The organism is Paracoccus gahaiensis (assembly GCF_005048225.1).
Lineage (GTDB): Bacteria > Pseudomonadota > Alphaproteobacteria > Rhodobacterales > Rhodobacteraceae > Paracoccus > Paracoccus gahaiensis.
Window position 1 is genome coordinate 22,163 of sequence record NZ_SUNI01000004.1, and the last position, 16,083, is coordinate 38,245.

The following is a 16,083-nucleotide window of genomic DNA, read 5'->3' on the forward strand; positions in this document are numbered from 1 at the left end:
CGCAGGGCAAGTGCCCGATCGGTCAGAAGGCCACGTAGGAAACCCCAGGTGCAAAGCACCTTTCGGAGGATAACATGACCAGCATTCTGACCAATAACAGCGCCATGGTCGCGCTGCAGACCCTGAAATTCGTCAATGCCCAACTGGGCAAGACTCAGGCCGACATCGCGACCGGCAAAAACGTGGCCAATGCCAAGGACAGCGCGGCGGTCTGGGCCATCTCCAAGGTCATGGAAACCGACCAGTCGGCGTTCAAGACCATCCAGTCGAACCTGAACGTGGCGGATGCCGTGGTGACCACGGCCCGCACCGGTGCGGAAAAGGTCGTCGAAAGCCTGCGCTCCATCAAGGATCTGGCAGCGGGCGCCTACAACACCGCGACGGCCAGCGAAAAGGCGAAGATCACCACCGACATCGAACTGAAGTTCAAAGAGATCGCGTCGGTCATCAACGGCACGCAGATGAACGGCGTGAACCTGCTGAAATCCGGCACGGACGACCTGAAGGTCCTGGCCTCGCTGGACCGCGGCGCCGGGGCGACCACCACGACCAATGCCATCTCGGTCGCGACCACGGGGCTCGACACCCTGATCGGCGCCCTCGACCTCGACTCGACGGCGGCCACCTTCGGCGACACGACCATCTTCACCGCCACCAGCCTGGATGTCAGTGCGGATGACACCGACAATATCGGTCTGTTCATTTCCGATATCGAAACCTCGATCAGCACGGTTCTGGAAAAGACCGCCGAGCTGGGCTCCTATGGCAAGCAACTGATGGGTCAGGCCGAATTCGTGGGCAAGCTGGCCGACTCGCTGAAGTCGGGCATTGGCGCCCTGGTGGATGCCGACATGGAGGAATCCTCGGCCCGCCTGCAGGCGCTGCAGACGCAGCAGCAGCTGGGCATCCAGTCGCTGTCGATCGCCAACCAGGCGCCGGCGGCCATCATGGCCCTGTTCCGCGGCTGATACGGACGGGCGCCTTCGGGCGCCCGTTCCTCCACGGACCTCCAGAACGGAAAGTTAGAACGTGAACGCGGTCAAGTCCCTGAACGACCACGGCTATCGCTCCAGCGGCCTGCGCACCGCTCGGGACGCCGAATACGACGCCTTCTCGCGCGTCACGCGCATGCTGCGGCAGGCGCCGCGCCAGACCGACAATCAGGACACCATTCTCGCCGTCCACACGAATACCGAGCTGTGGACGCTTCTGGCCTTCGACCTGGCCGAACCCGGCAATGGCCTGCCCGAGATGACCAAGGCAGGGCTCATGTCGCTGGCCGGGTTTGCCATCCGCCACGGGCACGCGGTCATGGCCGGCGAGGCCGCCACCGATCCGCTGATCGACATCAACATGACCGTCATGCGCGGTTTGCGCGGCGAGGGGGCAGCATGAGCGGCCTGGTCCTCAAGCTGGCCCCGAACGAGCGGGTGCTGATCAATGGCGCGGTGATCGAGAATGGCGACCGCCGGGCCAGGATCGCGATCAAGACGCCCAATGCCAACGTGCTGCGCCTGCGCGACGCGATCCATCCCGACAGCGCCCGCACGCCCGTCTCGCGCGCGCTCTATATCGCGCAACTGATCCTGTCGGGCGATACCGATCCCGGCACGGGAATGTCCCAGCTGGCCGTCGCCATCGAACAGCTCAGCCAGGTCTTCGAGGATCGCGACAGCCGCATCCTGCTGGCCGATGCGACCGCCGCCGCGCTTGAACCCAATCCCTATCAGGCGATGCGCAAGCTGCGCGATCTTCTGCCGCGCGAGGCCCGTCTTTTCGCTGCCAGCCACGAATGAGGGTGTCATGACCATTTCTGTCGGTGCCACGGGCCTTGTCGGCTGGAAGATCGTCCAGCGGATCGAGGCCCGCCAGATCCAGGCGGTCGCCCGCGATCCGGTGGTGCAGCGCGCGACGACCTATTTCCGCGACACCATCTCCCGCACCACCCAGGCCGAGGATCTGGTCAAGGATTACCGCATGCTCAGCACGGCCCTGTCGGCCTTCGGGCTGGAGGCCGACCTTCCCAACAAGGCTTTCATCCGGAAGGTTCTGGAAAGCGATGTGTCCGACAGGTCCTCGCTGGTGAACCGGCTGGCCGACAAGCGCTACCTGCGGCTGGCCGAGGCCTTCGGCTTTGGCGCCAAGGCGGTGCCGGGCGACCTGGGCGAGACGGTCAGCACCGCCTTCGTCCAGCGCGAGTTCGAACGCCGCATCGGCGAGGGCGATGACAGCCTGCGTTTGGGGCTGAACGCCCGGCGCGAGCTGCAGCGAATGGGCGAACGTGACTCGACCGACCGGACCCTGTGGTTCGAGGTGATCGGCAACGCCCCCCTGCGCAAGGTGTTTCAGGGCGCCTTCGGGTTCAGCGAAAGCTATGGCCGCCTGCCCATCGACCGCCAGCTCGAAGAATATACCAAGGCCTCGGAACGCCTGCTGGGCAGTTCCAGCTTCAAGGACATCTCGTCGCCCGAGGCGATCGACAGGCTTGTGCAGACCTACATGGCCCGGTCGCAGCTGGCCACCTTCCCGGCGGCGAACCGCTACAGCGCCGCCCTGACCCTGCTGCAGAACGCCTGACCCCCAAGGGTCGTGCCCACCGCCCCCGGCGCCCGCGCGACCGGAAGCCTGCCCGGTCGGACAGATCCCCCGCGCCCAGCCACGCCTGCATGTCGCGCCTGCCCCAGGGCAAGTGCGCCCCGCCCCTCCCGGCTTTTTCCCACGGCCGGGGCGCCGCCGCACCTTGCGCCCAAGGTGTGGCTGGCTATAACCCCGGACGATTTGCCGCGACCGATCCAAGTCCAGCCCGGGGGCCCAGACCATGCCGAAAAGAACCGATATCAAGTCGATCCTGATCATCGGGGCGGGACCGATCGTCATCGGGCAGGCCTGCGAGTTCGACTATTCCGGCGCCCAGGCCTGCAAGGCCCTGCGCGAGGAAGGCTATCGGGTCATCCTGGTGAACTCGAACCCCGCGACGATCATGACCGATCCGGAAATGGCCGACGCGACCTATATCGAGCCGATCACCCCCGAGATCGTCGAAAAGATCATCGCCAAGGAACGGCCCGACGCCCTGCTGCCCACGATGGGTGGGCAGACCGGGTTGAACACCGCCCTGGCCCTGGCCGACAGCGGCGCGCTGAACCGCTACGGGGTCGAGTTGATCGGCGCGCAGCGCAGCGCCATCGAGATGGCCGAGGACCGCAAGCTGTTCCGCGAGGCGATGGACCGCATCGGCCTGGAAAACCCCAAGGCTACGATCATCGCCGCCCCCAAGCTGGCCTCGGGCAAGTACGACATCAACACCGGCGTGGCGCAAGCCATGGACGCGCTGGAGGAGATCGGCCTGCCCGCCATCATCCGCCCCGCCTTCACCCTGGGCGGCACCGGCGGCGGCGTCGCCTACAACCGCGACGATTACGAACGCATCGTCCGCTCGGGGCTGGATGCCTCGCCCATGGCGCAGGTGCTGATCGACGAATCCCTGCTCGGCTGGAAGGAATTCGAGATGGAGGTCGTGCGGGATCGCAACGACAACGCCATCATCGTCTGCGCCATCGAGAACATCGACCCCATGGGCGTGCATACCGGCGACAGCATCACGGTGGCCCCGGCCCTGACCCTGACCGACCGCGAATACCAGATGATGCGCACCGCCAGCATCGCGGTCCTGCGCGAGATCGGCGTCGAGACCGGCGGCTCCAACGTGCAATGGGCCGTGAACCCCGCTGACGGCCGCATGGTCGTGATCGAGATGAACCCCCGCGTCAGCCGGTCCTCGGCGCTGGCCTCCAAGGCCACCGGCTTCCCCATCGCCAAGATCGCCGCGAAGCTGGCCGTGGGCTACACGCTGGACGAGCTGGACAACGACATCACCAAGGTGACGCCCGCCAGCTTCGAGCCCAGCATCGATTATGTCGTCACCAAGATCCCGCGCTTTGCCTTCGAGAAGTTCCCGGGCTCGACGCCCGAACTGACCACCGCGATGAAATCCGTGGGCGAGGTCATGGCCATCGGCCGCAGCTTCCACGAATCGTTGCAAAAAGCCCTGGCCTCAATGGAAACCGGCCTCTCCGGCCTGGACGAGATCCCGATCGAGGGCGCTGCCGAGCAGGGCAAGCCCGCCGTCATCGCCGCCCTGTCGAAAGCCACCCCCGACCGCATCCGCGTCATTGCCGAGGCGATGCGCTTCGGTCTCAGCGATGACGAGATCCACCGCGTCACCAGCTTCGACCCGTGGTTTCTCGCCCGCATCCGCGAGATCATCGACGCCGAACATGTCATCCGCCATCAGGGCCTGCCCACCGACGCCGACGGGTTGCGCCGCGTCAAGATGATGGGCTTCACCGATGCCCGCCTGGCGCATCTGACCGGCACCGACGAGACCGCGATCCGCCGCGCCCGCCGCGCGCTCGACATCCGCCCCGTCTTCAAGCGCATCGACACCTGCGCCGCCGAGTTCGAGGCGCAGACCCCCTACATGTATTCCACCTACGAAACCCCCGCGATGGGCGACGTGGAATGCGAATCCCGCCCCACCAATGCCAAGAAGGTCGTCATCCTCGGCGGCGGCCCCAACCGCATCGGGCAGGGGATCGAGTTCGACTATTGCTGCTGCCATGCCTGCTACGCCCTGACCAAGGCGGGGTATGAAACCATCATGATCAACTGCAACCCGGAAACGGTCAGCACCGATTACGACACCTCGGACCGGCTCTATTTCGAACCGCTGACCTTCGAGCATGTGCTGGAGATCCTGCACACCGAACAGCAGAACGGCACGCTCCACGGCGTCATCGTCCAGTTCGGCGGCCAGACGCCGCTGAAGCTGGCCAATGCCCTGCAGGACGAGGGGATCCCGATCCTCGGCACCACCCCCGACGCCATCGACCTGGCCGAGGACCGCGAGCGCTTCCAGCACCTGCTGGAGGATCTGGGCCTCAAGCAGCCGATCAACGGCATCGCCCATAGCGACGCCGAGGCAATCCAGATCGCCCACCGCATCGGCTTTCCGCTGGTCATCCGCCCCTCCTACGTGCTGGGCGGCCGCGCGATGGAGATCGTGCGCGACATGGACCACCTGCGCCGCTACATCACCGAGGCCGTGACCGTCTCGGGCAAAAGCCCCGTCCTCCTGGACAGCTACCTCTCCGGCGCGATCGAGGTCGATGTCGATGCCCTCTGCGACGGCGAGGCCGTCCATGTCGCCGGCATCATGGAGCATATCGAGGAGGCGGGCGTCCATTCGGGCGACTCCGCCTGCTCGCTGCCCCCCCACACGCTGGACGCCGCCACCATCGCGGAACTCAAGGTCCAGACCACCGCCATGGCCCGCGCGCTCAAGGTCAAGGGCCTCATGAACGTCCAGTTCGCGCTGAAGGACGGCGAGATCTACGTGCTCGAGGTCAACCCCCGCGCCAGCCGCACCGTCCCCTTCGTCGCCAAGGCCACCGACAGCGCCATCGCCTCCATCGCCGCCCGCCTGATGGCCGGAGAGCCGATGTCGAACTTCCCCGCCCGCGCGCCCTATCCCGAGGGCGTCGGCCCCGAGGATGACCTGCCCTTCGCCGACCCGATGACGCTGGCCGACCCGATCACGCCCTGGTTCTCGGTCAAGGAGGCGGTGCTGCCCTTCGCCCGCTTCCCCGGCGTCGACACGCTTCTGGGCCCGGAAATGCGCTCGACCGGCGAGGTGATGGGCTGGGACCGCAACTTCGCGCGCGCCTTCCTCAAGGCGCAGATGGGCGCGGGCACCAACCTGCCGCATGAGGGCCGCGTCTTCCTGTCCGTCAAGGATTTCGACAAGACCGACGCGCTGGCCCAGGCCGCGCGCGACCTGGTGACGATGGGCTTCGATCTGGTGGCGACCGCGGGGACGGCCGATTTCCTCGACGCCCATGGCGTGCCCTCGACCCGCGTGAACAAGGTCTACGAGGGGCGCCCGAACATCGTCGACCGCCTGAAGAACGACGAGATCGCGATGGTCCTGAACACCACCGAGGGCGTCCAGGCCATCGCCGACAGCCGCGACATCCGCGCCGTCGCCCTCTACGACAAGATCCCCTACTTCACCACGGCGGCCGGCAGCATCGCCGCCGTGGCCGCGATCAAGTCGCGCGAGGAGGGCGAAGTCGGGGTCAGGTCGCTGCAGGCTTAGCAGTAACATGAACTAGCACTCTAGCATCTTGGACAGCTAAGCGTCCGCTTGCCAGTGCTGCTCGAACGCCTCGTTAAAAAGATAGAGAATGATTTTCCCTGCCCGGTGTGTCATAGCGGCTTCTTCAATAGTCGTGTTCCTGTTCCAAGCATGAGCAAAATCATGGCGCCAAGTCAGAATTTGCTCGTAGCTCATCTCTACATTCACTCCTCTTGAGTCGAGGATACGCTTCTTTTTAGCCTTGAGCCGGTTTCTAAAAGTACTGCAGATGTCCGGCCCAAAGAGTTCACAATATGACTTGAGATCGCTAACCTTCACTTTGCTGTTGAGCTTGCGGTATTGGCGTCCAGTAAAGCCACCAAACTTCACATGCTGTGCCGTTGCATAGGTGGACATTATCTCTTTCACGCAGGTTTCATATGTAGCCGCAATTGCAACCACCAGAAGCCCTGCTAAATCAGCTCTGAATTGTACGGACTGGTACCCGCCATTAGCAGGAACTATTGCGTTTATTTCTGAGACCAGAGCATCTATCTTAGCAAAGTGGACGTCAAGATCCTGCCTAGGCATCCTCAAAAGCTTTCTTCGCTCTGGCAATGCGATCTTTAACGGTCAATGTGTCAGTAGTGGCGCCTCTAATTAGAGTTGTGAATTTTTCATCATTAATAAGAGCTTTATAACCCTTGACTAGTCGTTCCGCGTCTGGCTTTTTCTCCTCCAAGAGCGCCACCATTACGCCCTCTAGCAGAGCCGAGTTTATCACTCCCTTCGGACGAAACGGCCGGTTAATGTTTTCAGCGACAAGTACTGTGACAAGGGGGAATCTCTTTTTAAATGCTTTTGCACGCTCAGAAGCGAAGCCTTTGTTTTGCTCCATTTGTGAGTTTAGGTGTCGAAGCATCGGCTTCTCGTAATTCGGCCAATTCTCAAAAAGCGAAAATAGGCGAAGCAAAATTTCCACGTCCTTTTGATTTTTGTCAGGCCGGTTAATTCCCAGTATCTTTCGCCAAGCAGCGTCCTCATTGAGCGCCCGAAGTTCGTCTGTAATCTTGCCCCGATAAACAGCGTTTCGAATCTCTTGCGGTTTTAACTGCGTTCCGCCTGTATTCAGCCGCTCAAAAATGTGGAAAACGCTATCGTTTCGCAGGCTAGGTTTAAGCTGCTTGATGTGGATTGCGCGCAGGGCTGTATTCTTGAGTCTGCGTTGGTCCCGTGGTGGAAGTTCTTGAAACGTTTTCCCGTTAAATTCGGATCTCTCAGCTAGGCCTTTTAGTCGAAATACTTGCCTTCGGCTCTGATTATCTGGCTCACCAAAATAACCCTCGAAGAAATATTTAACGGACATAATCCTTTGCTGTCCATCAATGATTTCTAGCTGGTCTTCGTCGTTGACGTATAAAAACACCTGCGGCACTGGCAGTCCCATCAGGAACGATTCGATCAACTTTGAGGCCTGCTCGATCTTCCAGACATACTTCCGTTGATAAAACGGTACAATAATGTCTCCCGCCTGAATTTTGTTGGCGAGAAGTTCGAGAGTGGGATCCGCTGGTGCGACTGAGATGTCAAATTCAACAAAAGGTGTTTCGTCGTTTTCCTCTTCAGTTGCGAGTTCGTCGCCTTCTGTCAAATCGGTCACTTTTGCAGTCCTTTATACATGTGCGTGGTGACCTTCAGCAGGAGGAGAAAGCTTGTCAATGACCTTCACCAGCCGGGTCTCGCTCACAACCCCCTCCTCCCCTTGATCTCCTCCATCAATGCCCGCCTCCCCGCCTCGCTGATCCGCCGAGGGCCCTCCATCGGTACCCCCGGCCCATCGAAGGGCGGGGGCGTCTCGCCCATCTCGGCCCAGGCCGCATTTTCGTCCCGCTGCAGGTCTCCGAATTCGGGGCGGGGGCCGTCCAGCGAGGCCTCCTCGCGCCGGGCCAGATAGTCCATCGTCTCGGCCCCCTCGATCAGCCCCGCCAGCCGCGCATGCATCCAGGCCGCCATCAGCCGGTTGACCCGCGCCTGCCAGTCCGGCCCCATAGACCGGAAGAAGGCCACCACATCCGAGTCCAGCCGCAGCGTGACCCGCGTCTTGGGCGCGGTGCCCTTCTCCTGCGCGATCCGGTGCCACTCGTCGGGGATGCGCATGCGCGACAGGACGGTGCTGTGCAGGTCCCATTCCAGCATCCGCATCGCATCGGCCATGTAGTGGTAATTCGCCCGCCGCGCGTCCTCGGCCTTGGTGATCGTCGCGCCCTTCGTGGTCATGCCCGCCCCCGCTGTCAGATCGGGCTCCAGACTGCCGCACGGGGGTTAACGGCGCGTCAAGGGACCGCGCGTTGTCGGTGTACGCGCTGTGCCGCCCCGGTGCCGCCGTGGTGCACGCCTGGTGCGGGCTCACCCCTCGCGGGACAGCAGGTAGCAGTCCATGATCCAGCCATGGCCCGCGCGGGCCTCGGCGCGGGCGGCGATGATGCGCGGCCCTGCCTCGGCCAGCGGCCCGTGGTCCAGGATCTGCTGGGGCAACCCGAGGAAGGCCCCCCACCAGATCCGCAGCCCGGCGGGGGGCAGGTCGCGAAACGCGCAGGCCCCGTCCAGCATCACCACGACCCGCTCCGCCGCCTCGGGCCAGCCATGGTCGCGCAAGCATCGCCCCGTGGTGATCACCACCGGAGAGGCCAATGAATTCAACGGCATGGCATGGGCGGCGCAGAGCGCCTGAATGGCCGTGATGCCGGGAATGACGCGCACCCGTGTGTCCAGCCGCGCCGCGATCCGCAGGCTGCTGTCATAGAGCATCGGGTCCCCCCAGACCAGCAGCGCGACCCGCCCGCCGCCCGGCAGGTGCCGTGCGATCTGCGCCGCCCAGGCCTGAGCGATGGCGTCGTGCCAGCGCTCGACCGCGCCCAGGTAATCGGGATCCTCCACGTCGCGCCGGGGCAGGTCGAAGACCGCCTGAACGGCCTGCGCGCCATGCCGCGCCAGCATCTCGAGCCGCAGTCCGGCCAGATCCTCCTTGTCCTCTCCCTTCATGGGAATCAGAACAAGATCAGCCTCTTGCAGGGCGCGGACGCCCTGCAGGGTGAGGTGGTCGGGATGGCCCGTGCCGATCCCGATCAGGGTCAGGTCGATCATGCGTAGAGGCGCGGCGTCACCAGCCCGCTGCCGCGCAGGCCCCGCGCCGCCTTGGCCCCGGCCAGCACCGCCAGATCGACCAGCGGCTCGATCGCGATGACCAGCAGATAGGCCGCCCCGAAGGACAGGACGCCCGCCGTGGCCTCGGTGCCCTGCCCGTAGAAGGCCCAGAACGCCACCCAGGCCACGATGCCGCCCTGATAGGCCGCCGACAGCGCCAGCGCCTGCCCATAGCGCAGATCCACATAGGCCGTGCCCGGCGCGATGAGACGCCGCGCCAGCGCCGCGACCGCGAAGAGCGGCACCAGCAGCGTGGTCACGTTCATGCCGTATTGCGGCAGATCGAAGGGAGCGACCAGCAGTCCCTGCACCAACAGGCCAAGCGCCAGCCCCAAGGCCGCAGGCGCCGCCCCGAACAGCAGAAACAGCGTCGAGCCGAGGATCAGATGCACCTCGGACACGCCAACGGGGGCGGTGGGCAGCACCTGGAAGAACACGAAGGTGGCGATGCTCGCCAGACCTGCGCGGGCGGCCAGGGAGGCCAGCCCGCGCTCTCGCAGAGCGTCAGCGGCCAGTTTCAGCGTATAGACACCGGCCGTGGCGGCGGTGGCATAGCCCAGGAGGATCTTGGCGCCGGTCACGACGCCTTCTTCGATATGCATGGTCCAGTCTCCGATGGCCGTCACACCCGACGGCGGGATGGGTTGCCTGACATGGCCGGTTTCCTGGCTTGCGGGTCAAAGCGCGGCGTCGGCCTTCCCGGGGCGGGCCCCAGTGGCATGCGGTGACGCGCGCTCTCCGCATACAGTCGCGGGGGCGGCTGAGGCTTCGGGCGCCGCGATTGGGTCCGCCCTTCCCCATTCCCGATGAAGCCCGACGCGGGTCGCGTCTGACGGGCACCAGTCAGGCCTTCACCTAAAGGCGATGTCGCGGCCTGCGTCAAGCCGCTGCCGCCCCTCAGACCGTCGCCGGGGCGATCAGATGAAAGAAGGTTCCGGTGACCTGCCCGCCGCCGGCCATGGCGCGGTGGCTGCCGGTCTCGGGCACTTCGGCGCCATTGGCATCGGTGACCCGGGCCAGGGCCGCATCGGGCTGCGCCAGGATCGAGGCGTAGTGGAATTCATGCCCGCGCATCGGCTGCGCGCCCAGCCCCGGCAGGGCGGCCAGCGGCGTGGCGCGCCGATATCCCAGATGCATCCGGCGCTTTTCATAGCTGGTCTCCAGCCCCAGCAGACCCAGCATCCGGTGGCGCACCCCCTGGGCATCCACCAGACCCGCGCCAAGCGTCATGTAGCCGCCACATTCGCCATGGACCGGGCGTGTGTCGGCAAAGCGCTGCATGGCGTCCCGAAAGCCCGTTGCCGCCGCCAGCCGGGGGGCGTGCAGTTCCGGGTATCCGCCCGGCAGCCAGCAGCAATCGGCGCTGTCGTCGGGCCCTTCGTCGGCGAGTGGCGAGAAGGGCAGGATCGTGGCCCCCGCGCGCCGCCAGGCCTCGATCACATGCGGATAGACAAAGCTGAACGCCGCGTCCCGGGCCAGCGCGATCCGACCGCCCGGCGGGGTCAGGGGCAGCGGAGGCGCGGATGCGGGCAGGGCACGGCAGGCGGCCGCCGCCACGATCGCGTCCAGATCGCAATGCGCCGCGACGAAATCCCCGGCCTGATCCAGGATCGCTTGCAGGCCCTCGGTTTCCTCGGCCTGGACCAGACCCAGATGGCGCTCGGGCAGGGTGATGTTGCCTTGCCGGGGCAGGGCGCCCAGCACGCGCAGCCCGGCCTCGGCCATGCCCTCGCGGATCAGCGCCTCATGCCGGGGCGAGGCGATGCGGTTCAGCACCACGCCCGCGAAGGGCAGGTCCGGGCGCAGGGTCGCAAAGCCCCGCGCCGTGGCCGCCGCCGATTGCGCCTGCCCGCCGACGTCCAGGATCAGCACCACCGGCCAGCCCATCATCTGCGCGATCTCGGCGCTGGAGCCGATGCCCGTCTCGCCGGGCAGGGCCACCCCGTCGAAAAGGCCCATCGAGCCCTCGGCCAGCACCAGATCCGCCGCGGGCTGGCCCAGGACATGCGCCGCGATCCGCCCCGGCGCCATCGCCCAGGCATCCAGGTTGAAGCTGGCCCGCCCCGAGGCCGCGCCGTGAAATCCCGGATCGATATAGTCCGGCCCTGACTTGAAGGGCTGCACCGCCAGCCCCTGCCGGCGCAGCGCGGTCAGCAGGCCCAGCATCAGCATGGTCTTGCCCGTCCCCGAGGCGGGAGCCGAGATCATCAGGCCCGGGGTCATCGGGGGCATTACAGGAGGCAGGGTCATTCGGGAAACCTCGGATCGGCGCCCACCGGGCGATAGCGGCGGTCGTAATCGGCGGCATAGAGACGGCTGTCCTCGAACCCCTCGGCGGCCAGCGCGGGGCCCACCAGGATCAGCGCGGTGCGGTCGATGCCCTGCGCATCACCCTGGGCGCGGGCCAGGGTCGTGCGGATGACCCTCTGGTCGGGCCAGCTGGCTCGCCAGACCACGGCCACCGGGCAGTCGGCGCCGTAATGCGGGGTCAGGTCCGCGACCACCCGGTCCAGCGCATGGATGGACAGGTGGATGGCCAGCGTGGCGCCGGTGGCGGCGAACCGCTCCAGCGTCTCATGTTCGGGCATGGTCGAGGCGCGGCCCGGCGTGCGGGTCAACACCACCGATTGCGCGAGGCCGGGCAGGGTCAGCTCGGCCTGCAGCGCGGCGGCCGCGGCGGCAAAGGCGGGCACCCCGGGCGTCACGTCGAAGGGGATGCCCCGGGCCCGCAGGCGGCGCAGCTGCTCGCCCATGGCGGACCAGACCGACAGGTCGCCCGAATGCAGCCGCGCCACATCCTGGCCGGCCGCATGGGCGTCGGCCATCTCCGCGATGATCGCGTCCAGGCTGAGGGGGGCGGTGTTCACGATCCGCGCGCCGGGCGGGCAATGGTCCAGCAGTGCTGTCGGCACCAGGCTGCCCGCATAGAGGCAGACCGGGCAGGCCGCAATCAGGTCGCGCCCGCGCAGGGTGATCAGGTCGGGCGCGCCGGGGCCGGCGCCGATGAAATGGACGGTCATGGAACCTCTGCGATGGCGATGGTGACGGGGCCGAAGGCGCGGCGCGGCTGGACCAGCCGCCCGCCTCGGGTCCGGGATGCGGCGAGGGCGGCGGCCTCGGCCACCGATCCGGTGCCGAAGCGCGCCAGGATGCGCGGCGATTGCGTGGGCGTTGAGATGCCCGCGACCGCGACCAGATGCAGGGGCAGGTCGAGGGCGCTGGCCAGCGGACGGACCTCGGGCGCACGCTCGGGAATGGTGGCCAGAGCCTGCGCGCCCCCCGCCGCCTGCAGGGCTGCGGCCAGCAGGTCCTGCGCGGTGCCGGGGCGGCAGCCGATACCGGCGATGCGGAAGGGGGCGATCGTCATCGCGTCACGCTCCATTGGGTGACGGGCCGTGCGGCGGTCCAGCCGCGCATCCGGCCCAAAGGCTGCGCCTCGGCGATGTCCAGACGCAGCAGGCGGCCGCCGTGGCGGGCCTGCAGATGGGCCAGCAGCGATTCCGTCTCTAGCGTGACGGCATTGGCGACCAGCCGTGCGCCGGGGCGCAGGCGGTCCCACAGCAGTTCCATCAGCGGAGCCGAGGCACCGCCGCCGACGAAGACCGCATCCGCGTCGGGCAGGCCCTCCAGCGCCTCGGGTGCGGCGCCACGGACCGCCGTCATGCGCCCCGCCAGCCCGAACCGGTCGATATTCTCGGTGATCTGCGCGATGCGGTCGGCCCGCGGCTCGAGGGTGACGGCCCGCCCCCCGGCCAGCCCCCATTCGACAGAAACCGAGCCCGACCCGCCGCCGATATCCCACAGCAGTGCGCCCCGACGCGGCTCCAGCGCGGCCAGCGTGATCGCACGGATGGGCGACTTGGTGATCTGGCCGTCATGGGTGAACAGGTCCTCGGGGCGGCCCGGCGCGGCGGACAGCCCGACCCCGCGCGGCAGGTCCGCCCCGTCGATGGCGACGGCCACCGGCGCCGAACAGGTCATCGCAAAGCCCTCGGCCCGCGCCTGCCGGACCCGTTCCAAGGGACCGCCCAACCGTTCCAGCACCGTCAGCCGGGCGGCGCCGGCACCCTGCGCCTCCAGCCAAGCGGCCAGTGCGGCGGGCGCATCGCCGTCGCGCAGCGTCGCGATGATCCGGCAGCCGCGCGCCAGATGCGGGCGCAACCGCGCGAAGGGCGCCGCATGCAGGCCAAGCGTCACGCAGTCCTCCAGCCGCCAGCCAAGCCGCGCCGCGGCCAGCGAGATCACTCCCGGCGCCGGAAAGGCCCGCCATTCGCTATGCGTCAGCACGGCCGAGATCGCCCCCCCCGCCCCGCACCAGAACGGATCGCCCGAGACCAGCGCCGCAACCCGTTGCCCCCGCAGCGCCAGCAGCGGGCCCAGATCGAAGGGCACCGGCCAAGGCCGCCCCCGCGCGCCCACATCGGCCAGCGCCAGATGCCGGGGGGCGCCGAAGACGACCTGCGCCTCTTCCAGCGCGCGGCGGCTTGCATCCGGCAGGCCCCACGGTCCATCCTCGCCCATGCCGATGATGCTCAACCAGGGGTCAGACATGACGCGCGTCCTGCTGCTGGGCGGCACGACCGAGGCCAGCCGCCTGGCCCTGCTGCTGGCGGCGGCGGGGGTCGATGCGGTGTTCTCCTATGCCGGGCGCACAGCGGCGCCGGTGGCGCAGCCCTTGCCGCTGCGGATCGGCGGGTTTGGCGGGCCTGCGGGCCTGGCCCGATACCTGCAGGGGGAACGCATCACCCATCTGATCGACGCCACCCATCCCTTTGCCGCGCAGATCAGCCACAACGCGCAGGCGGCCAGCACCGCGCAGGGCGTGCCCCTGCTGGCCTTGCAGCGCCCGGAATGGCAGGCGGGGCCGGATGACCTGTGGACCCGGGTCCCCGACATCGGGGGCGCCGTCGCGGCCCTGCCCGTGACCCCCGCGCGGGTCTTCCTGGCCATCGGCAAGCAGACGCTGGCGCCTTTCGCCCCCCTGCCGCATGACTGGCTGCTGCGGCTGGTCGATCCGCCCGAGGCCTTGCCCCTGCCGCGCGCGCAGGTGGTGATCGCCCGGGGTCCGTTCACCGCCGAGGGCGACCGGGCGCTGATGCAGGCGCATCGCATCACCCATCTGGTCGCCAAGAACAGCGGCGGCGCGGGGGCCAGTGGCAAGTTGCAGGCGGCGCGCGATCTGGGGGTGCGTGTCGTGATGATCGACCGCCCCGCGCTGCCCGATCGCATCTCGGTCGCCACTCCCGAACAGGCGCTGGACTGGCTGCATCAGACGGCCCCGGCGCTGCGGGGCGCATAGACCCACCGGCCCACCCGCCGCGTGGCGGCGTTGCCCACGATCACGACGGTGCGCATGTCGGCCATCTCGGGGCGGGCCTCGGCCAGCGTGACGGTGCGCAGGGCCTCGTCGGGGGTGCTGACGGCGCGGGCGAAGATGATCAGCCGCTCGGGGCCGCATTCCTCGCGCAGAACCTCCAGCACCCGTGAGAACCCCTCGGGCCGGCTGGCCGAGCGGGGATTGTAGAAGGCCATCGCGAAATCGCCCCGGGCGGCATGGCGCAGGCGATGCTCGATCAGCGCGAAGGGCTTGAGATTGTCCGACAGGTTGATGGCGCAGAAATCATGGCCCAGAGGCGCGCCCGCCCGCGCGGCGGCGGCCAGCATGGCGGTGATGCCGGGCAGGATGCGGATGTCGGGATCCGAACCCTCGGCCTCCACCGCCTCGAACAGGGCCGAGGCCATCGCGAACACCCCCGGATCGCCCGAGGACACGATCACCACCCGCCGTCCCTCGGCCGCCATGCGCAAGGCCAGCCGCGCACGGTCCAGCTCCACCCGGTTGTCCGAGGGATGCAGGACCAACCCCTCGCGCGCCGCGACCCGCGCCACATAGGGGATATAGCCCACGATATCGGTCGCCTGATTCAGCGCGGCGGTGACCTCGGGGGTGACCAGCGCCTCGGCCCCCGGGCCAAGGCCTGCGACGGTGATCCAGCCGGTCATTCCGCGACCTTCGGCAGGGCCACGGGGCGGCGGCCCCGGCCATGGACCAGCACGATGGCAAAATAGGGGCAGTCCTCGGCGGTGACCTCGGCCAGCCGGGCGATGCGCTGGCCGGGCATGGTGCCGCGCTCGACCAGCAGCGCATCCTCCAGCCGACCCGCCGCCGCCAGCGCGCGGCGCACGCGGGGCAGGTGGCGCCCGGTCTTCATGATGACCAGCGCGTCGCTGCCCGCCATGTGGCGCGCCAGATCGGCCTCGGGCAGGGTGCCCATCAGCACGGTCAGCACGTCGTCGCCCCAGGTCATCGGCTGGCCTGACGCGTTCCAGCAGCCGACCATGCCGGGAATGCCGGGGATCACCTGCACCTCGGCGCGGCCCTGCAGCCGCACATGCAGATGCATGAACGAGCCGTAGAGGAACGGATCCCCCTCGCACAGCACAACCACGTCGCCCTCCACGGACAGCGCGGCCAGCCGGTCCGCCCAGTCATCGTAGAAGGCCGAGAGCAGGTCGTTATAGGCCAGGCTGTCGAAGGGGATCTCGGTCGTGACGGGGTATTCCATCGGGTATTCGACCGCGTCCGGGGCCAGCATGCCCTCGACGATGCGGCGCGCCTGCCCTTGCCGCCCGGGCTTGCGGAAATAGGCCACGTGCCGCGCCCCCCGGATCGCCCGGTCGGCCCGGACCGAGATCAGGTCGGGATCGCCCGGCCCCAGCCCCGCGCAGATGATCTGGCCCAT

The 16,083-nt window shown here is 67.4% G+C and carries 17 protein-coding genes and 1 riboswitch; of the genes, 6 read left to right on the forward strand and 11 right to left on the reverse strand.

Annotated features, from left to right (window positions below; genetic code table 11):
* The first annotated feature begins 74 nt into the window (after positions 1-74).
* The 5 genes from FA743_RS06370 to carB all read left to right on the forward strand — a co-directional run bounded on the left by FA743_RS06370 (position 75) and on the right by carB (position 6,157).
* A complete protein-coding gene (locus FA743_RS06370) occupies positions 75-968 on the forward strand; it encodes a flagellin N-terminal helical domain-containing protein (RefSeq protein ID WP_136885045.1) in 894 nt (297 codons plus the stop codon).
* A gap of 61 nt (positions 969-1,029) precedes the next feature.
* Positions 1,030-1,395: a flagellar biosynthesis regulator FlaF gene (flaF, locus tag FA743_RS06375; RefSeq protein WP_136885046.1), complete on the forward strand. Its 366-nt coding sequence runs from the start codon at positions 1,030-1,032 to the stop codon at positions 1,393-1,395.
* Positions 1,392-1,796: a flagellar biosynthesis repressor FlbT gene (locus FA743_RS06380; RefSeq protein WP_136885047.1), complete on the forward strand. Its 405-nt coding sequence runs from the start codon at positions 1,392-1,394 to the stop codon at positions 1,794-1,796. The genes flaF and FA743_RS06380 overlap by 4 nt, the downstream gene beginning before the upstream one ends.
* Before the next feature lie 7 nt (positions 1,797-1,803).
* Positions 1,804-2,577: a DUF1217 domain-containing protein gene (locus FA743_RS06385; protein ID WP_169308791.1), complete on the forward strand. Its 774-nt coding sequence runs from the start codon at positions 1,804-1,806 to the stop codon at positions 2,575-2,577.
* 241 nt (positions 2,578-2,818) lie between these two features.
* On the forward strand, positions 2,819-6,157 hold the full coding sequence (gene carB, locus FA743_RS06390) for a carbamoyl-phosphate synthase large subunit (protein WP_136885049.1): 3,339 nt from the start codon (positions 2,819-2,821) through the stop codon (positions 6,155-6,157).
* A gap of 36 nt (positions 6,158-6,193) precedes the next feature.
* On the opposite strand, the gene FA743_RS06395 is transcribed toward carB, so the two are convergent.
* From FA743_RS06395 to cbiE, 9 genes are all read right to left on the reverse strand, one after another.
* Positions 6,194-6,727: a HEPN domain-containing protein gene (locus FA743_RS06395; protein ID WP_136885050.1), complete on the reverse strand. Its 534-nt coding sequence runs from the start codon at positions 6,725-6,727 to the stop codon at positions 6,194-6,196.
* Positions 6,720-7,796 (reverse strand): DUF262 domain-containing protein, encoded by a 1,077-nt coding sequence (locus FA743_RS06400; protein WP_136885051.1) that lies wholly within the window; start codon positions 7,794-7,796, stop codon positions 6,720-6,722. The genes FA743_RS06395 and FA743_RS06400 overlap by 8 nt, the downstream gene beginning before the upstream one ends.
* 83 nt (positions 7,797-7,879) lie before the next feature.
* Positions 7,880-8,413, reverse strand: coding sequence for a BrnA antitoxin family protein (locus FA743_RS06405; RefSeq protein WP_136885052.1), 534 nt, complete (start codon positions 8,411-8,413; stop codon positions 7,880-7,882).
* Positions 8,414-8,542: 129 nt separating this feature from the next.
* Entirely contained in the window at positions 8,543-9,280 is a 738-nt protein-coding gene (gene cobF / locus FA743_RS06410; protein WP_136885053.1) for a precorrin-6A synthase (deacetylating), read from the reverse strand.
* Positions 9,277-9,942, reverse strand: a complete 666-nt coding sequence (locus FA743_RS06415; RefSeq protein WP_136885054.1) for an energy-coupling factor ABC transporter permease — start codon at positions 9,940-9,942, stop codon at positions 9,277-9,279. Before FA743_RS06415 ends, cobF begins: the two co-directional genes overlap by 4 nt.
* A 36-nt stretch (positions 9,943-9,978) precedes the next feature.
* A riboswitch (cobalamin riboswitch) is annotated at positions 9,979-10,198 on the reverse strand.
* A 39-nt stretch (positions 10,199-10,237) separates the two neighbouring features.
* On the reverse strand, positions 10,238-11,590 hold the full coding sequence (locus FA743_RS06420; RefSeq protein WP_246054859.1) for a cobyrinic acid a,c-diamide synthase CobB: 1,353 nt from the start codon (positions 11,588-11,590) through the stop codon (positions 10,238-10,240).
* Positions 11,587-12,360 carry a precorrin-4 C(11)-methyltransferase gene (gene cobM, locus FA743_RS06425; protein WP_136885055.1) on the reverse strand — a complete coding sequence of 258 codons (774 nt, stop codon included), beginning with the start codon at positions 12,358-12,360 and terminating at the stop codon, positions 11,587-11,589. The genes FA743_RS06420 and cobM overlap by 4 nt, the downstream gene beginning before the upstream one ends.
* On the reverse strand, positions 12,357-12,707 hold the full coding sequence (locus FA743_RS06430) for a cobalamin biosynthesis protein (protein WP_136885056.1): 351 nt from the start codon (positions 12,705-12,707) through the stop codon (positions 12,357-12,359). The genes cobM and FA743_RS06430 overlap by 4 nt, the downstream gene beginning before the upstream one ends.
* Positions 12,704-13,891 (reverse strand): precorrin-6y C5,15-methyltransferase (decarboxylating) subunit CbiE, encoded by a 1,188-nt coding sequence (gene cbiE, locus FA743_RS06435; protein WP_136885057.1) that lies wholly within the window; start codon positions 13,889-13,891, stop codon positions 12,704-12,706. The genes FA743_RS06430 and cbiE overlap by 4 nt, the downstream gene beginning before the upstream one ends.
* Between cbiE and FA743_RS06440 the strand changes: the two genes are divergently transcribed.
* Entirely contained in the window at positions 13,890-14,639 is a 750-nt protein-coding gene (locus FA743_RS06440; RefSeq protein ID WP_136885058.1) for a cobalt-precorrin-6A reductase, read from the forward strand. The two genes, cbiE and FA743_RS06440, sit on opposite strands and share 2 nt — an antisense overlap.
* Here the strand turns inward: FA743_RS06440 and cobJ are convergent.
* Both cobJ and FA743_RS06450 read right to left on the reverse strand, forming a co-directional pair.
* On the reverse strand, positions 14,609-15,343 hold the full coding sequence (gene cobJ, locus FA743_RS06445) for a precorrin-3B C(17)-methyltransferase (protein WP_136885059.1): 735 nt from the start codon (positions 15,341-15,343) through the stop codon (positions 14,609-14,611). The genes FA743_RS06440 and cobJ overlap by 31 nt on opposite strands.
* The gene (locus FA743_RS06450; RefSeq protein ID WP_136885060.1) at positions 15,340-16,083 is read right to left on the reverse strand and encodes a precorrin-2 C(20)-methyltransferase; all 744 of its coding nucleotides are present in this window, start codon (positions 16,081-16,083) and stop codon (positions 15,340-15,342) included. The genes cobJ and FA743_RS06450 overlap by 4 nt, the downstream gene beginning before the upstream one ends.